Genomic DNA, 14,674 nt, shown 5'->3' with positions numbered 1-14,674 from the left:
GAAATGCATTGTATCGACGCCCCATGACGCCAGAAAACACCCCCCTCTCCCACGACGTCACGCTCTCCGACGAAGTCGCCAGTGCCCCACCTTGTGTGTTGGTGTTCAACGCCAACGACCCCTGTGGTGCGGGCGGCCTGAGTGCCGACGTTTTGGCCAGTGCCTCCGTGGGGGCACACGCACTGCCCGTAGTCACCGGTGCCTACATGCGTGACACGGCTGAAATTTTTGACCACATCGCCTTTGACGAGGAGGCCGTGACCGAGCAAGCACGCAGCGTGCTCGAAGATGTGAGCGTGCAAGTCATCAAGGTGGGCTTTTGTGGCAACCCGGAAAACCTGAGCGCCATTGCCGAAATCACCACCGACTACGCCGAAGTCCCCGTGGTGGCCTACATGCCTAATTTGTCGTGGTGGGAAGACGAACACATCGACGCTTACTTAGACGCATTTCGTGAACTCATCCTGCCGCAGACCACGGTGCTGGTGGGCAACCACAACACCTTGTGGCGCTGGCTGCTGCCCGACTGGGACCAAACACGCAGCCCCGGCCCGCGTGACTTGGCGCGCGCCGCAGCCGACATGGGCGTGCCCTATGTGTTGGTGACCGGCATCAACCACCCCGACCAGCAAGTGGAGAACGCGTTGGCCACGGCACACACCGTGATGGTGAGCGAACGCTTTGAACGCTTTGACGCAGTGTTCGCCGGTGCCGGTGACACCTTGAGCATCACCTTGGCGGCGTTGCTGGCCACAGGCACCGACCTGGAAGCGGCCACCCACGAAGCCCTGCACTTTCTTGACCAAAGCCTCAACAGTGGTTTTCGACCTGGCATGGGCCATGTGTTACCAGACCGTTTGTTTTGGGCCGAGGTCGACGACGAAGACAACGACGACGGTGAAGAACGCCCCGCCACGGCAGAAGATTTCTCGCTGCCACGCTTTGAAACCAAACATTGAAAGCAAGATTGACCATGACTGATCGCAACCAAGAATTGTTTGACCGTGCTGCCCGTGTGATTCCCGGTGGTGTGAACTCGCCTGTGCGCGCATTCCGTGCCGTGGGCGGCACACCCCGTTTTGTGCAGCGCGCACAAGGCGCGTATTTCTGGGATGCCAACGGCAAAAAATACATCGACTACATCGGCTCTTGGGGCCCCATGATCTTGGGTCACGGCAACCCTGTGGTTCTGGAAGCGGTGCAAAAAGCAGCGTTGGATGGTTTCTCGTTTGGCGCGCCCACCGAGCGTGAGATTGAGTTGGCCGAAGCCATCCTCGCGCAAGTGCCGTCGATGGAGATGGTGCGCTTGGTCAGCTCGGGCACCGAAGCGGGCATGAGTGCCTTGCGTCTGGCGCGTGGCGCCACCGGCCGCAGCAAGATCATCAAGTTCGAAGGCTGCTACCACGGCCATGCCGATGCCTTGCTGGTCAAAGCGGGTTCGGGCCTGGCCACCTTTGGCAACCCCACCAGCGCCGGTGTGCCACCCGAGGTGGTGCAGCACACCTTGGTGCTGGAGTACAACAACATCCCGCAATTGGAAGAAGCGTTTGCCTTGCATGGCAAAGAGTTGGCGTGTTTGATGATCGAGCCCATCGCTGGCAACATGAATTTTGTGCGCGCCTCGGTGCCTTTCATGCAGCGTTGCCGCGAGCTATGCACCCAGTACGGCGCACTGTTGGTGTTTGACGAAGTGATGACCGGTTTTCGCGTGGCCTTGGGCAGCGCCCAAAGCGTTTACGCCAAAAGCATTCCTGGCTTCAAGCCCGACATCACGGTGTTGGGCAAGGTCATCGGCGGGGGCATGCCGCTGGCTGCGTTTGGTGGGCCACGTGCCATCATGGAGCAACTCGCCCCCACCGGTCCGGTATACCAAGCGGGCACCTTGAGTGGCAACCCCGTGGCCACGGCCTGCGGTTTGGCCACGCTGAAAGAAATTTCTAAACCTGGTTTCTGGGATGCATTGAGTGCGCGCACGCGCAGCTTGGTTGATGGCTTGAGCGCTGCTGCCGCACAAGCCGGCGTTCCCTTCAGCGCCGACTGCGAAGGCGGCATGTTTGGCTTCTTCTTGTTGCCCGAGTTGCCCCAGAACTACGCCAAGGTGATGACCAGCGACAGCCCACGGTTCAACCAGCTGTTCCATGGTTTGCTGGACCGTGGTGTCTACATCGCACCCGCGTTGTACGAAGCGGGCTTCGTGAGTGCCGCCCACACGCAGGCTGATATTGCAGAAACGGTAGCCGCTGCAGCGGCAGTCTTCCAACGATTGGGGTCCGTCACACGCTGAGACGGACATCGTCTTGGCACCTTGGCGACACAGATAAGCTAAGGTTTACGCGGATGGTCAGTGACCACTTCATGGCATACATTGCACAGCACTTAAGCCATGGAGTACCGATGAAAAAATTTGCCATCCAACCACTCGCCTCGCTGTTGACCACCACGCTCAGCCTGCTGCTGGGCCTGCAATTGCTGAGCGCTCCTGCGCAAGCCGCACCATCGGGCCCTCCCATCAAGGTGGGCGGCACACTGGCCTTGACCGGTCCCTTGTCGGCCACGGCCATGGTGCACAAGCTGGTGGGCGAGATCTACATTGAGCAACTCAATAAAAAGAATGGTTTGCTCGGTCGTCCCGTGGAATGGGTCCTCAAGGATGACCAATCCAAACCCGACCTGGCACGTACCTTGTACGAACAAATCGTCACGGTCGATAAAGCCGACTTGTTGATTGGCCCTTATGCCACCGCCAACATTTTGTCGGCCATGGGTGTGGCGCAGCGCTACAACAAAATTTTGATTCACCACACGTTTGGTATTCCAAGCTTGGCCAAGTACGACATGCAGTTCCCCACTTGGGCCACGGGCGTGGACCCCGCCACCACGGGTCCCAACCTGGTGTTCGATGCGCTGGCCGCTGGCCCCAAGCCACCCAAGACGATTGCCATCGTGACATCGAAGTTTCCTTCGGTGCACTTCATGTCGGTGGGCGCACGTGAAATCGCCAAGAAGCGTGGCCTCACCGAAGTGCTCTACCTCGAATGGGATTTTGGCAACCGTGACTTCGGCGCCATTGCCAGCCGTTTGAAAGAAGCCAAGCCCGACTTCATTTGGGGTGGCGTGATTGCGCTGGAAGGCGTGTTGCTGCTGGATGCGATGAAGAAGATCGACTACCCCGCACCACAGATGTTCCACTTCCTGCCCTCACCCGGCCCGATGCTGAAAACACCCGATGCCAAGAACGCATTGGCCATGACCATCTTTGAACAACACGCACCGATGACCAGCAACACTGGGGCCGCAGAGTTCGCGAAGATCTTCAACGAACGCGCTGCCAAAGCAGGTTTGCCCGACACCTTTGTCGACACTCAAGCCGCTGCCTCGTTTGCAGCCTGGCAAGTGCTCGAAGCAGCGGTGACAGCCACCAAGAGCTTGGATGACCGTACCTTGGCCATCTGGCTCAAAAAGAACACCGTCAACACCATTGAAGGCCCGATGCGCTTTGACGGTGTGAACAACTATGGCGACGACGTGAGCAAGATCAAACAAGTGCAAAACGGCGAATGGGTCGTGGTGTGGCCCAAGGCCTATGCCAAGCCCGGCGTCAAGATGCTGGCTCCTTGAGGCTTGAACCCTGAATGCAGTTTCCTAGTTTTGAGTTACTCGGACAGTCTCTGCTGTCCGGCCTGTTCATCGGCGGTTTGTACGGTTTGTTAGGGTTGGGCTTGAGCTTGTCCTGGGGCATGCTCAAGCAAATCAACCTCGCACACTTTGCCTTGTCGTTCTTTGGGGCTTACCTGACGTACCAACTCTCGGTGAGCTTTGGCATCGACCCCTTGGTGACCTTGGTCATCGTGGCACCGGGGTTCTTTGTGGTCGGCATGGCCATGCACTGGGTGTTTGCACGCTTCAAGGTCACGCCCTTTAACTCCCTGTTGGTGACCTTTGGCATCACGGTGGTGATTGAGAGCGTGATTCAGTGGCTGTGGACCGCCGACTACCGCAAGCTGGAGTCGCATTACGCAGACATCAAGTTCAAGGTCGGTGTGATGTACATCCCCCTGCCTGAATTGTTGACCTTGTTGATCTCGGTCGCCCTGGCTTTGGCCACCTGGGCAGTGCTGCGCTACACCTCGGTGGGCAAGGCGATGCGTGCCATGTCGGAGAACCCCAAGATGGCCGCTGCCTTTGGCGTCAACGAACCCATGCTGGCCTTGCTGCTGTCTGGTGCAGCATCGGCCTTTGCGGGTGTGGCGGGCGCGTGTTTGGCTTTGAGCTACACCTTGGCCCCTTCGCAAATTTATGCATGGATTGGCGTGGTGTTTTCTGCCGTGATGATTGGCGGCTTGGGCAACCCCTTGGGGCCCTTGGTCGCAGGCATTGTGATTGGCATGTCGGAAGCCGCCACCATGGCCATCACGGCACCCGCGTGGGCACCTTTGGTGTCTTTCTCGTTGTTGATCTTGGTGCTCTTGTTGCGTCCCGGAAAGATTTGAATGAACAAGCGGCTGATCTGGACTTTTGTGCTGGTGGGTTTGGGTTTGGCGGCCTTGCCGTTGCTCAAGCTGCCCGCGTTTTATGAATCGTTTCTGTACCTGATTTTTCACTGGGTGATCTTGGCCACCTCATGGAATATTTTGTCGGGCTACTCGGGCTATTTTTCGTTTGGCCATGGGGCCTTCTTTGGTTTGGGCATCTACACCACCGCGGTGTTGAGCGGCAAACTCGATTGGCCCTTCCTCTACACCTTGCCGTTTGCCGCACTGGTGCCTGCGCTGTTTGGCGTGGGCTTGGGCGCGGTGGTGTTCAGGTTGCGGCGCTTGCGCGGCGAGCTGTTTGGCTTGCTCACGCTGGCCGTGACCTTTGTGTTGGCCACCATCATCTTGAACACCCCCATCGACGGCGGACCTGGTGTGTATCTGTCGGCAGTGCCGGTGCCTGAGATTGGACCCTCACCCTCTGCCACCTTCTACCTGTTGGCTTTGGCCTTGATGATGGCCACGCTGTGGATCGCTTGCTATGTGTTTTATGCACGTCTGGGCTCGGGCTTGTTTGCCATCCATGACGACGAAGACGTGGCCGAAGTGCAGGGCATTCCCACCCTGCGCTACAAGTTGTTGGCACTCGGCCTGTCATGCGCTTTGGCTGGTGTGGCGGGGGGCATTCATGCCATCTTTTTGTCGTATGTCACCGCCGGTGAAGTGTTCAACATCTTGGTGCCCCTGAACGTGGTGTTGATGAGCGTGTTGGGTGGCTCTCGCCACTGGTTTGGTCCGGCAGTTGGGGCCACGGTCATCACCGCATTGCTATACGCCTTCACCGCTGGCGACTACGCCATCTTGGGCCGTGGTGCCATTGGTGTGATTTTGATTGTGGTGATTTTGTTCATGCCCGATGGCATCTTGGGGCAGATCTTGAAGCGCTTCAAACGCGCGCGCAAACCCGCACCGCTGCCAGCTGCTGTTGCCCCTTCGATGATTGAGGTACGCGGAGCCGCTGGGGACGACTTGTTGCGTATCGAAGGCGTGTGCAAATCGTTCAGCGGCATCCATGCCTTGTCCGATGTGAGTTTGACGGTCAAGCGCGGGGAGATTTTGGGTTTGGTGGGCCCCAATGGTTCCGGCAAATCGACCATGGTCAACGTGATCAGTGGTTTGTTCAAACCCGAAGCAGGTCGCATTGTGTTTCAAGGCGAAGACCTGATCCCCTTGCCCTCGTACCGCGCCGCTCACGCAGGCATTGCACGCACCTACCAAATTCCGCGACCCTTCGCCAACCTCTCAGTGCTAGAGAACGCCACCTTGGCCGGCATGTTTGGTGGGCCTCAGTTGCCACGCAAAGCGGCGGCGGCACAAGCCATGTACTGGCTCGAATTTGTGGGGCTCGCCGACCGCGCACGCGCGCTGCCGTCTGAGCTCAATTTGCACCAGCGCAAGTTCTTGGAGCTGGCACGTGCGTTGTCGTCCTCACCCCGCTTGGTGTTGCTCGACGAGGTGCTGGCCGGTTTGACACCGTCTGAGATCAACCATGCCATCAGCTTGGTGCGTGAGATCCGCGAACGCGGCTCGACCATCATCTTCATTGAACACAATATGCGCGCTGTGGTGGAGTTGTGCGACCGCTTGATCGTGCTCAACCAAGGTCAGGTGATTGGCAATGGCCTGCCACGTGATGTGATGGTCCAGCCTGCTGTGGTGAACGCTTACCTGGGAACTGCCCATGCTTGAGACACAACCCATCCTGCAAGCCGAGGCACTGCACGTGTCGTATGGCGATGCCCCTGCGTTGTGGGGTGTCGACTTTCATGTCAACGAAGGCGAGCTGGTCTCCATCGTCGGCCCCAACGGGGCAGGCAAAACCACCTTGATGAACACGGTGATGCGCTTGCAACCCGTGCGCTCTGGCAAGCTGGTGTTTCGCGGCGAAGACGTGACGGGCTTGACCGCCAGCCAGATGTGCAACCGCGATGTGTCCATCGTGCCCGAGGGCCGTTTGTTGTTTGGCGGCATGACGGTGGAAGAAAACCTCGACATGGGCTGCTACCGTCCCTATGCACGTCCCTTGCGCGCCGACACCATGGCGCGTGTGTATGACATGTTCCCCATCCTCAAGGAACGCCGCACACAACTGGCAGGCACGCTGTCAGGGGGCCAACAACAGATGGTGGCCTTTGGCCGGGCCTTGATGGCACACCCCAAATTGCTGCTGATTGACGAGCCCTCGCTGGGCTTGTCACCCCTTGTGGTGCAACAGGTGTTTGAAGCCATTGCCGACATCCACCGCAGTGGCGTGTCGATTTTGTTGATCGAACAAAACGCCGTCCTCGCTCTCAATGTCGCACAACGGGCCTATGTGCTCGAAGGTGGGCGCATTGTGAGCACGGGTGACCCGCAAGATCTGATGACCCAGCCCCATATCCGTCAAGCGTATTTGGGTGAGAGCGTATAAACCACGAAGGAGATTCCTATGTCGTTTGGCAAAGTGAGTGATCTGGCCTTTGGCCGCTTGCAGTCCCCCAGCCTGGATCAGGCCGAAGAGTTTCTGACCAATTTTGGGTTGCACCGGGCTGAACGCACCAAAGACGCTTTGTACATGCGGGGCACCGACCCTAACCACCACTTGCATGTGACGCACTTGGGGCCTTCCAAATTCATTGGCCTGTCCTTTTTGGTCGACAACATCGATGAGCTGAAGAAATTCACCAAGATTTCTGGCGCGACGGGTATTGAGCATGTGGACGAACCCGGCGGCGGCCAACGCGTGCGCCTCACCGACCCCTTGGGGTATCAGATCGAGTTGATCTGCGGCATGCAGCAACTTGACGCACTGCCGGTGCGCAAAGCCATCCTCAACACGGGCGATAACAAATACAACCGCGCCGGTAAATTGATGCGCTTGCCGGCTGGCCCGTCGCATGTCAAACGTGCGGCGCACGCGGTGCTGATGACGCCGAACGCCAATTCCAAAATTCAGTGGTACCGCGACGTGTTGGGCTTGGTCTGCTCGGACGAGGTGTATGCGGGCAGCAAAGACAACATCATTGCCTCGTTCAACCGAGTGGACAAAGGCGAAACCTATGTCGACCACCACATCTTTTTGTTGATCGACGGCCCCACCACCGGCCTGAACCATTTGTCGTTTGAAGCCCAAGACATTGACGACATCATGCTGGGTCACCAGCACTTGGTGAAGGCCAACAAATACGAGCACGTATGGGGCATTGGCCGCCACGTGTTGGGCAGCCAGGTGTACGACTACTGGAAAGACCCCTGGGGTCGCGTGCATGAGCACTGGACCGACAGCGATGTGCTCAACAACAGCTACGCCACGCAAAGCCATGCGGCCGAGGATGGCTTGAACTCGCAATGGGGCGAAGCCGTGCCACACGCCTTCATCACCCACGCGATTCCCTGAGTTTTTTGGTTTTACCCACACAAAGGATTGCCCATGTTCAAGCCTCAAACTTCTTGCGCGCATGCTGCCTGGTCGTGCATGGCCTGCCAGCCCAACAGCGCTAACGCGCACGCCGCTGACCGCCGCCAATTGCTCAAAGGCCTAGGGGGCTTGGGGCTGTTTGGCTCCTTGGGTTTGGCCGGTGCGCCTGTGGCCGCGCAAAGCAGCATGGGCTTGATCGACACCCACCACCACTTCTATCCTCCGGCCTACCAAAAGGCCTGGTTTGACTGGGAAGACAAACGCAACATCCCACACTTCTCCCAGCAAGAGAAATGGACACGCGAAGGTGCGGTGGCAGACATGGACAAAGCCGGCGTGAAAAAAGCCATGCTCTCCATGGCCTCTACCCCAGGCGTGTGGTTTGATTTGCCGCTTGCTGAGATCAACCAGATGGTGCGCACCGTCAACGACTACGGCGCTCAAATGGTGAAGGATTTCCCAGGTCGCTTTGGTTTGTTTGCCGCACTCACCATGGTGGACGTGGAGAGCACGCTGAAAGAAATTGCCTATGTGTTTGACGTGCTCAAAGCCGATGGCGTGGGCATTCAAACCAACTACGGCGACAAATGGCCGGGTCACCCCGACTTTGCGCCGATCTTTCAAGAACTCAACCGCCGCAAAGCCTTGGTGTATTTCCACCCCTTGGCCGCCAACTGCTGCGGGCGCTTGAACACAGGCACTTTCCCTGCGGTGATTGAGGTGCCGCATGACACCACACGTGCCGTGGTCAACCTGCTGTTGAGCGGCAGCTTTGTGAAGTTCCGCGACATCCAGTGGTTGTTCTCGCACGGCGGCGGCACCATCCCCATGCTGGCAGGGCGCATCAACTTCTTCCACCGCAATGCCAAAAACATTGCCGATGTGGCGCCCAACGGCATCGAGGCCGAACTCAAACGCCTCTACTACGACACCGCCAACGCCACCCACCCCTCATCCATGGCGAGTTTGCTCAAGCTGGTGCCCTCGTCGCAGGTGGTGTACGGCAGCGACTACCCCTATGTGGCGATGGACACCCAGGCCACTGCGCTCACGCAACTGGGGCTGGAGCCCAAAGTGCTGCAAGAGATTCAGCACCTCAACGCTGAGCGACTGCTCAAACGGCCCTGAGGCGCCCCAACTAGAATAGGGGCACCCACACACAGCCAACCGGCTGTGACCGGTGAGCACCCACGCATGCACCACGCATGCGTGACAGGTGCGGTCTATCAAGAAGTTCCCCCATGAAAAAAACATTCCAACTCCATGTGGAAGGCAAGCACCCTGAGCGCTTGCTGGAAGCCATCAAGCACGAGATTCGCAAATACATCAAACGCGAGCGTCGCCGTGACTTGCCCGAGGGTGTGGATTTTTGGGATTTCGATTGCAAGTTTGGCGCCACCCAAGAGACCGCCGAGGTGGTGCATCTCAACGACATCACCGTGCGCATGGACGAAGTGGCCCTTGCCCAAGGCACGCAGTGCTATGTGGAAATTTTGGCCAAACACGGGGTGCGCAAGCCGCGCGCTGTGGGCGATGAAGCGGCCCCCCACACACCCCACGAAGAAGACAACGACTGACGCGCCGCCGCGCGCTCTTCGCGCTTGCGTCAGGCGTCAGAAGGCCCAGCCTGTTTGGCGGCGGCTCTGAGCTTGTCTTTCTTGCTCGGTCGCTTGCCTTTGATGCCCCCATTGCCATCGATCAACACAGGCACGGGCACAGGCGCATCGGTGGGTTCAAAACCTTCGATGTGTTCGAGCGGCAGTTGAATACGCTCACGTTTTTGAATCAGCTGCCAATGCGCCAACGATGACGCGGTGACAAAACTCACCGCCACGCCGCTGGCCCCGGCACGGCCGGTGCGGCCAATGCGGTGGGTGTAGTCGGTAGCGGAGCGCGGCAAGTCGTAATTCACCACCACGGGCAAGTTGGCAATGTCGATGCCGCGTGAGGCCAAGTCGGTGGTGACCAGCACCTCCCAGCGCTCTTCTTTGAACTCAGCCAACACCTCTTGGCGTGCGCCTTGGCTCATCTCGCCATGCAGCGCGCTGGCAAACACACCCGCTTGGTAGAGCTTGTTGGCCACATGCTCACAGGCATAGCGGGTGGCCACAAACACCAGCACGCGTTTCCAGCTGTGCTCTTTGATCAGGTGACGCAGCAAGGGCGTGCGTTTTTTCTCGTCCACGGCAACGGCACGTTGCGCAATGTCGGGCGCGTGTTCTTCGGTAGTGGCGATGGTGATGCGCGCAGGCTGATGCAACAAAGCCTCGGCCAAGCTTTGCACGTCGGGCGCAAACGTGGCAGAGAACAACAGGTTTTGTCGCTTGGAGGGCAGCAGTGCCAACACGCGTTGGAGTTCGTCTGCAAAGCCCAGATCGAGCAAGCGGTCGGCTTCGTCGAGCACCAGATGCTTGACTTGACCCAAGTGCAATGCGTTGTGGTCCACCAGATCAAGCAAACGTCCGGGGGTGGCCACCACCACATCAGCACCGCTGCGCAAACTCATCATTTGCGGGTTGATGGACACCCCACCAAACACCGTGCCTACTTTGATGGACTGTGTGAGGGGTCGCGCTATGTCGCGCAGCACCTCGCTGACTTGCGTGGCAAGTTCGCGTGTGGGCACCAGCACCAACACTTGGGTGATGCGTTTTTGGGGCGCTTCATCACGCGACGCGGCGGTGGTCATGAGGAGTTGCAACACGGGCAACACATAGGCCAATGTTTTGCCAGAGCCTGTTTGGGCTTGGGCCAACACATCGCGGCCTTGCAGCACGCATGGGATGGCCTCGGCCTGGATGGGTGTGGGCTGGTCAAAGCCCTGTGTCGCTGTGGCTTGGCACAGCGTAGCGTTCAGACCGAGGGGTTCAAAACTCACTGGCGGCGATCAATGGCGGAAGTGGCGCACGCCGCTGAACACCATGGCCACGCCACGTTCGTTGGCCGCGTCAATCACCTCTTGGTCGCGCATGGAGCCACCGGGCTGGATGACGCAGGTGGCTCCTGCATCCACCACCACGTCGAGGCCATCGCGGAACGGGAAGAAAGCGTCACTCGCCACGGCCGTGCCCTTGAGCGACAAGCCTGCGTGCTCTGCTTTGATGCTGGCAATGCGGGCTGAGTCAAGGCGGCTCATTTGGCCTGCGCCCACGCCCATGGTCATGCCGTTGGCGCAGAACACGATGGCATTGCTCTTGACGTATTTGCCCACCTTCCAGGCAAACAGCAAGTCTTGCAGTTGCTGCGGTGTGGGCTGAAGTTTTGTCACCACCTTCAAGTCACTCAAGGTCAGCTCGTGGTTATCGGCACTTTGGATCAGCAAGCCTGAACCAATGCGTTTGATGTCTTGCGTGTTGCGGCCTGCATCGGTACCTGTCAAGGCGATTTCCAACACGCGCACATTGGCCTTGGCTTTGAAAATCTCCAAGGCCTCGGCGCTGTAGCCGGGTGCCATGAGCACTTCGACAAACTGTTTGCTCACGGCTTCAGCCGCTGCTTTGTCCAACGGACGGTTGAAGGCAATGATGCCGCCAAACGCGGAGGTGGGGTCGGTTTGGAAGGCCTTGCTATAGGCCTCTAGCGCATCTTTGCCAACAGCCACGCCGCAGGGGTTGGCGTGCTTGACGATCACGCAAGCCGCGAGCTGTGAAGGGTCGCCGTTGGTGCCCGTGTCAAAGCTCTTGACGCATTCCCACGCCGCATCGGCATCGGCGATGTTGTTGTAGCTCAGCTCTTTGCCTTGCAGTTGTTTGGCCGTGACCAAAGAGCCCGCCGCAGGGTGCAGGTCACGGTAAAAGGCTGCGGTTTGGTGCGGGTTCTCACCGTAGCGCAAGTCTTGCAGCTTGACGAACTGGCTGTTGCTTTGGGCGGGGTATGCGTTGCGCTCAGGCACGCTGGCCCCTTCTTGGAACTGGATGCTCGAGAGGTAGTTGCTAATGGCCCCGTCGTAGTTGCTGATGCGGTTGAACGCAGCAACAGACAAGGCAAAGCGCGTGGCGTCTGACAACTTTTTCGAAGCTTTCAACTCGGCCAGCACCGCAGGGTATTGCGACGCGTCGGTCAACACGGCCACATCTTTCCAGTTCTTGGCGGCACTGCGCACCATGGCAGGCCCGCCGATGTCGATGTTTTCAATCGCATCTTCCAGCGTGCAACCGGGCTTGGCCACGGTGGCTTCAAACGGGTACAGGTTGACCACCAACAAGTCGATGGTGTCGATGTGGTGTGCCTTCAAAGCCGCCATGTGCTCGGGCGTGTCACGGCGTGCCAGCAAACCGCCGTGCACTTTGGGGTGCAGGGTTTTGACACGGCCATCCAGCATTTCGGGGAACCCGGTGACTTCTGCCACCTCGGTCACAGGCAAGCCTTGTTCGGCCAACAACTTGGCGGTGCCACCGGTAGAGATCAGGCCAATGCCCAAATCGTGCAAGGCACGCGCGAGGTCGACGATGCCGGTTTTGTCTGAGACGGAAATGAGTGCTTGCATGAGAAGGCTTATTTGAGAAGTTTGTGATCGAGAAGTTTTTTACGCAGCGTGTTGCGGTTCAGGCCCAGCCATTCAGCGGCACGCGATTGGTTGTGCTCGGCGTGGTGCATCACCACTTCAAGCAAAGGTTTTTCCACCACCCGCACCACCATGTCGTGCAGGTTGTCGGGCTCAGTGCCACGCAAGTCTGTGAAATAAGTTTCGAGGCTGGCACGTACCACCTCTTCAATGTGTTTTTTGCTCATGCAACGCTTTCTAACAGGGGCAAAGAGTCGGTCATCGCTTGCGGCAAACGTTCATGACGCTCGGCCAAATCGTCCAAAAAATCGGCCACAGCATGTTGCTGGGAAGCACTGTCTTCCAAGCTGTTCATGCGCTGGCGAAACGCCTCACCACCCGGCAGACTGCGCAGGTACCAGGCAATGTGTTTACGTGCTGTGCGCACGCCGGTGTATTCACCGTACAGGGCGTAATGCTCATCCAGATGCGCCAGCAGCAGCCGACGCACCTCGGCCACCAAGGGCGGGGCCAAGTACTCGCCCGTGGCCAGGTAGTGCGCGATTTCACGAAATATCCAAGGACGCCCTTGGGCGGCACGCCCCACCATCAAGGCATCCGCGCCGGTGAGTTTCAAAACTTCTTGCGCCTTCTCGGGCGAGTCAATGTCGCCATTGGCGACCACCGGAATATGTACCGCTTGCTTGACTGCGGCAATGGTGTCGTACTCTGCAAAGCCTTTGTAGCCTTGCTCGCGGGTGCGCCCGTGCACCGTGAGCATTTGCACACCTGCGCCCTCGGCCGCACGTGCCAGGTTGACGGCGTTCTTGTGTTGCTGGCACCAACCGGTGCGCATCTTCAAAGTCACAGGCACGCCATGGGGCTGGGCAGCCGCCACCACGGCCTCGACGATCGAGAGCGCCAACCGCTCGTCTTGCATCAGCGCAGAACCCGCCCATTTGTTGCACACCTTCTTGGCCGGGCAGCCCATGTTGATGTCAATGATTTGCGCCCCGCGCTCGATGTTGTAGGTGGCAGCCTCGGCCATCATGGCGGCGTCGGTGCCTGCAATTTGCACGGCAATGGGCCCGCTCTCGCCCGTGTGGTCGGCACGACGTGAGGTCTTGAGCGTCTTCCAAAGATCTTTGCGAGACGTCACCATCTCGCTCACCGCATAGCCCGCACCCAACTGCTTGCACAGCATGCGAAATGGCCGGTCGGTGACGCCAGCCATCGGCGCGACAAACAGATTGTTTGCCAATGGATAAGGGCCAATGTGCATGTGGGGGGGGGAGAGGGGAAGGGAGGACTTGCCGAAAAAGGAGGCATGATTGTATCTGCCTGAAATTTCAGCAACTGAAAGTTTGGCGTCAATTTTTGTCAGGGTTTTTGCCGCTTGCAGGGCTCTATACACTTGGTGCGATGGAAGTTTGGATGCACTCTTTGCTGGCCGCCTTGGCCTTGCCCGAATTCGGCTTGAGCACGGTGTTTGTGGTCTGCTTGATCTCGGCCACTTTGTTGCCCATGGGTTCAGAGCCCGTGGTGTTTGGGCTGGTCAAACTCAATCCAGATTTGTTTTGGCCGGCTGTGTTGGTGGCCACCGCAGGCAACACTGTGGGCGGCTGCATCAGTTGGTGGATGGGGCACGGCGCACACCAGGTGCGCGACAAGCTCAAGCACGACGGCGCATCCAGTCACGATGCACGCGCCTTGCGTTGGCTACAAAAGCTGGGTCCTAAAGCCTGCTTGCTGAGTTGGGTGCCCGGTGTGGGCGACCCGCTGTGTGCGGTAGCAGGCTGGTTGCGACTGCCGTTTTGGCCGTGCGTGGGCTACATGGCCGTCGGCAAATTTTTTCGCTATCTGGTGATGACCGCTGGCCTGCTGTGGGTGTTTCCACAGCATTGGGCGGTAGGCTAAAAACACGCTTCCAGCATATACTTTGGTATCTACCATTTCCAATGGAGGTCCACCATGTCCCAAACCGCCAAACTTTTCGTCAATGGCCGCAGTCAAGCGGTAAGGCTGCCAGCCGCCTACAGGTTTGACACCCCCGAAGTCTTCATTCGCAAAGACCCAGTGACTGGGGATGTCATCCTCTCGCGCCGACCCAAGGATTGGAGCGGCTTTTTGGCAGCAACAGAGAACGTCCAAGTGCCAAAGGATTTCCTGAGCACCGCTGAGCGGCTGACACAAGGCCACAGCGACAAACCAGAGCGCGATCCATTTGCATCTGTGCCAGAAAACTTAGGGCATTGAGCCAAC

15 protein-coding genes are annotated in these 14,674 nt (G+C 58.6%); 11 read left to right on the top strand and 4 right to left on the bottom strand.

Translation table 11 applies throughout. The annotated features are described in order from the left end of the window. The first annotated feature begins 23 nt into the window (after positions 1–23). The 9 genes from B9Z41_RS04925 (at position 24) to B9Z41_RS04885 (ending at position 9,506) form a co-directional block, all read left to right on the top strand. Complete coding sequence (locus tag B9Z41_RS04925) at positions 24–959, top strand: bifunctional hydroxymethylpyrimidine kinase/phosphomethylpyrimidine kinase (protein WP_100145720.1); 936 nt, start codon at positions 24–26, stop codon at positions 957–959. Between the two features lie 14 nt (positions 960–973). After that, complete coding sequence (hemL, locus tag B9Z41_RS04920) at positions 974–2,284, top strand: glutamate-1-semialdehyde 2,1-aminomutase (protein WP_100145718.1); 1,311 nt, start codon at positions 974–976, stop codon at positions 2,282–2,284. A 110-nt stretch (positions 2,285–2,394) separates the two neighbouring features. After that, entirely contained in the window at positions 2,395–3,618 is a 1,224-nt protein-coding gene (locus B9Z41_RS04915) for an amino acid ABC transporter substrate-binding protein (RefSeq protein ID WP_100145716.1), read from the top strand. A 14-nt stretch (positions 3,619–3,632) separates the two neighbouring features. After that, positions 3,633–4,490, top strand: a complete 858-nt coding sequence (locus tag B9Z41_RS04910; RefSeq protein ID WP_100145714.1) for a branched-chain amino acid ABC transporter permease — start codon at positions 3,633–3,635, stop codon at positions 4,488–4,490. Then, positions 4,491–6,221: an ATP-binding cassette domain-containing protein gene (locus B9Z41_RS04905; protein ID WP_100145632.1), complete on the top strand. Its 1,731-nt coding sequence runs from the start codon at positions 4,491–4,493 to the stop codon at positions 6,219–6,221. After that, positions 6,214–6,942 (top strand): ABC transporter ATP-binding protein, encoded by a 729-nt coding sequence (locus B9Z41_RS04900; RefSeq protein WP_199172936.1) that lies wholly within the window; start codon positions 6,214–6,216, stop codon positions 6,940–6,942. The genes B9Z41_RS04905 and B9Z41_RS04900 overlap by 8 nt, the downstream gene beginning before the upstream one ends. A gap of 18 nt (positions 6,943–6,960) precedes the next feature. Continuing rightward, positions 6,961–7,908: a VOC family protein gene (locus B9Z41_RS04895; protein ID WP_100145630.1), complete on the top strand. Its 948-nt coding sequence runs from the start codon at positions 6,961–6,963 to the stop codon at positions 7,906–7,908. Positions 7,909–7,941: 33 nt separating this feature from the next. After that, positions 7,942–9,057, top strand: a complete 1,116-nt coding sequence (locus tag B9Z41_RS04890) for an amidohydrolase family protein (RefSeq protein ID WP_199172935.1) — start codon at positions 7,942–7,944, stop codon at positions 9,055–9,057. 113 nt (positions 9,058–9,170) lie between these two features. Then, positions 9,171–9,506: a DUF6172 family protein gene (locus tag B9Z41_RS04885; RefSeq protein WP_100145628.1), complete on the top strand. Its 336-nt coding sequence runs from the start codon at positions 9,171–9,173 to the stop codon at positions 9,504–9,506. A 29-nt stretch (positions 9,507–9,535) separates the two neighbouring features. Here the strand turns inward: B9Z41_RS04885 and B9Z41_RS04880 are convergent, their stop codons facing one another. Genes B9Z41_RS04880 through dusB form a run of 4 tightly spaced genes read right to left on the bottom strand, consistent with a single transcriptional unit; the run spans position 9,536 to position 13,694 of the window. Beyond that, positions 9,536–10,807 (bottom strand): DEAD/DEAH box helicase, encoded by a 1,272-nt coding sequence (locus tag B9Z41_RS04880; RefSeq protein ID WP_100145626.1) that lies wholly within the window; start codon positions 10,805–10,807, stop codon positions 9,536–9,538. 9 nt (positions 10,808–10,816) lie between these two features. Then, entirely contained in the window at positions 10,817–12,415 is a 1,599-nt protein-coding gene (gene purH, locus B9Z41_RS04875; RefSeq protein WP_100145624.1) for a bifunctional phosphoribosylaminoimidazolecarboxamide formyltransferase/IMP cyclohydrolase, read from the bottom strand. An 8-nt stretch (positions 12,416–12,423) separates the two neighbouring features. Next, the gene (locus B9Z41_RS04870; RefSeq protein WP_100145622.1) at positions 12,424–12,660 is read right to left on the bottom strand and encodes a helix-turn-helix domain-containing protein; all 237 of its coding nucleotides are present in this window, start codon (positions 12,658–12,660) and stop codon (positions 12,424–12,426) included. Then, positions 12,657–13,694, bottom strand: a complete 1,038-nt coding sequence (dusB, locus tag B9Z41_RS04865) for a tRNA dihydrouridine synthase DusB (RefSeq protein WP_100145620.1) — start codon at positions 13,692–13,694, stop codon at positions 12,657–12,659. The genes B9Z41_RS04870 and dusB overlap by 4 nt, the downstream gene beginning before the upstream one ends. A gap of 140 nt (positions 13,695–13,834) precedes the next feature. Between dusB and B9Z41_RS04860 the strand changes: the two genes are divergently transcribed. Continuing rightward, the gene (locus tag B9Z41_RS04860; RefSeq protein ID WP_100145618.1) at positions 13,835–14,329 is read left to right on the top strand and encodes a YqaA family protein; all 495 of its coding nucleotides are present in this window, start codon (positions 13,835–13,837) and stop codon (positions 14,327–14,329) included. A gap of 54 nt (positions 14,330–14,383) precedes the next feature. Continuing rightward, entirely contained in the window at positions 14,384–14,668 is a 285-nt protein-coding gene (locus B9Z41_RS04855; protein ID WP_100145616.1) for an antitoxin, read from the top strand. Positions 14,669–14,674: the final 6 nt, after the last annotated feature.

The organism is Limnohabitans sp. JirII-31 (assembly GCF_002778315.1).
Lineage (GTDB): Bacteria > Pseudomonadota > Gammaproteobacteria > Burkholderiales > Burkholderiaceae_C > Limnohabitans.
This window is presented reverse-complemented; position numbering and strand designations above follow the sequence as displayed.

What these genes read in the sequence shown, in the direction of transcription:
- B9Z41_RS04925 (WP_100145720.1), top strand. Translation starts at nt 24, where the DNA reads ATGACGCCAGAAAACACCCCCCTCTCCCACGACGTCACGCTCTCCGAC.
- hemL (WP_100145718.1), top strand. Translation starts at nt 974, where the DNA reads ATGACTGATCGCAACCAAGAATTGTTTGACCGTGCTGCCCGTGTGATT.
- B9Z41_RS04915 (WP_100145716.1), top strand. Translation starts at nt 2,395, where the DNA reads ATGAAAAAATTTGCCATCCAACCACTCGCCTCGCTGTTGACCACCACG.
- B9Z41_RS04910 (WP_100145714.1), top strand. Translation starts at nt 3,633, where the DNA reads ATGCAGTTTCCTAGTTTTGAGTTACTCGGACAGTCTCTGCTGTCCGGC.
- B9Z41_RS04905 (WP_100145632.1), top strand. Translation starts at nt 4,491, where the DNA reads ATGAACAAGCGGCTGATCTGGACTTTTGTGCTGGTGGGTTTGGGTTTG.
- B9Z41_RS04900 (WP_199172936.1), top strand. Translation starts at nt 6,214, where the DNA reads ATGCTTGAGACACAACCCATCCTGCAAGCCGAGGCACTGCACGTGTCG.
- B9Z41_RS04895 (WP_100145630.1), top strand. Translation starts at nt 6,961, where the DNA reads ATGTCGTTTGGCAAAGTGAGTGATCTGGCCTTTGGCCGCTTGCAGTCC.
- B9Z41_RS04890 (WP_199172935.1), top strand. Translation starts at nt 7,942, where the DNA reads ATGTTCAAGCCTCAAACTTCTTGCGCGCATGCTGCCTGGTCGTGCATG.
- B9Z41_RS04885 (WP_100145628.1), top strand. Translation starts at nt 9,171, where the DNA reads ATGAAAAAAACATTCCAACTCCATGTGGAAGGCAAGCACCCTGAGCGC.
- purH (WP_100145624.1), bottom strand. Translation starts at nt 12,415, where the DNA reads ATGCAAGCACTCATTTCCGTCTCAGACAAAACCGGCATCGTCGACCTC.
- B9Z41_RS04870 (WP_100145622.1), bottom strand. Translation starts at nt 12,660, where the DNA reads ATGAGCAAAAAACACATTGAAGAGGTGGTACGTGCCAGCCTCGAAACT.
- dusB (WP_100145620.1), bottom strand. Translation starts at nt 13,694, where the DNA reads ATGCACATTGGCCCTTATCCATTGGCAAACAATCTGTTTGTCGCGCCG.
- B9Z41_RS04860 (WP_100145618.1), top strand. Translation starts at nt 13,835, where the DNA reads ATGGAAGTTTGGATGCACTCTTTGCTGGCCGCCTTGGCCTTGCCCGAA.
- B9Z41_RS04855 (WP_100145616.1), top strand. Translation starts at nt 14,384, where the DNA reads ATGTCCCAAACCGCCAAACTTTTCGTCAATGGCCGCAGTCAAGCGGTA.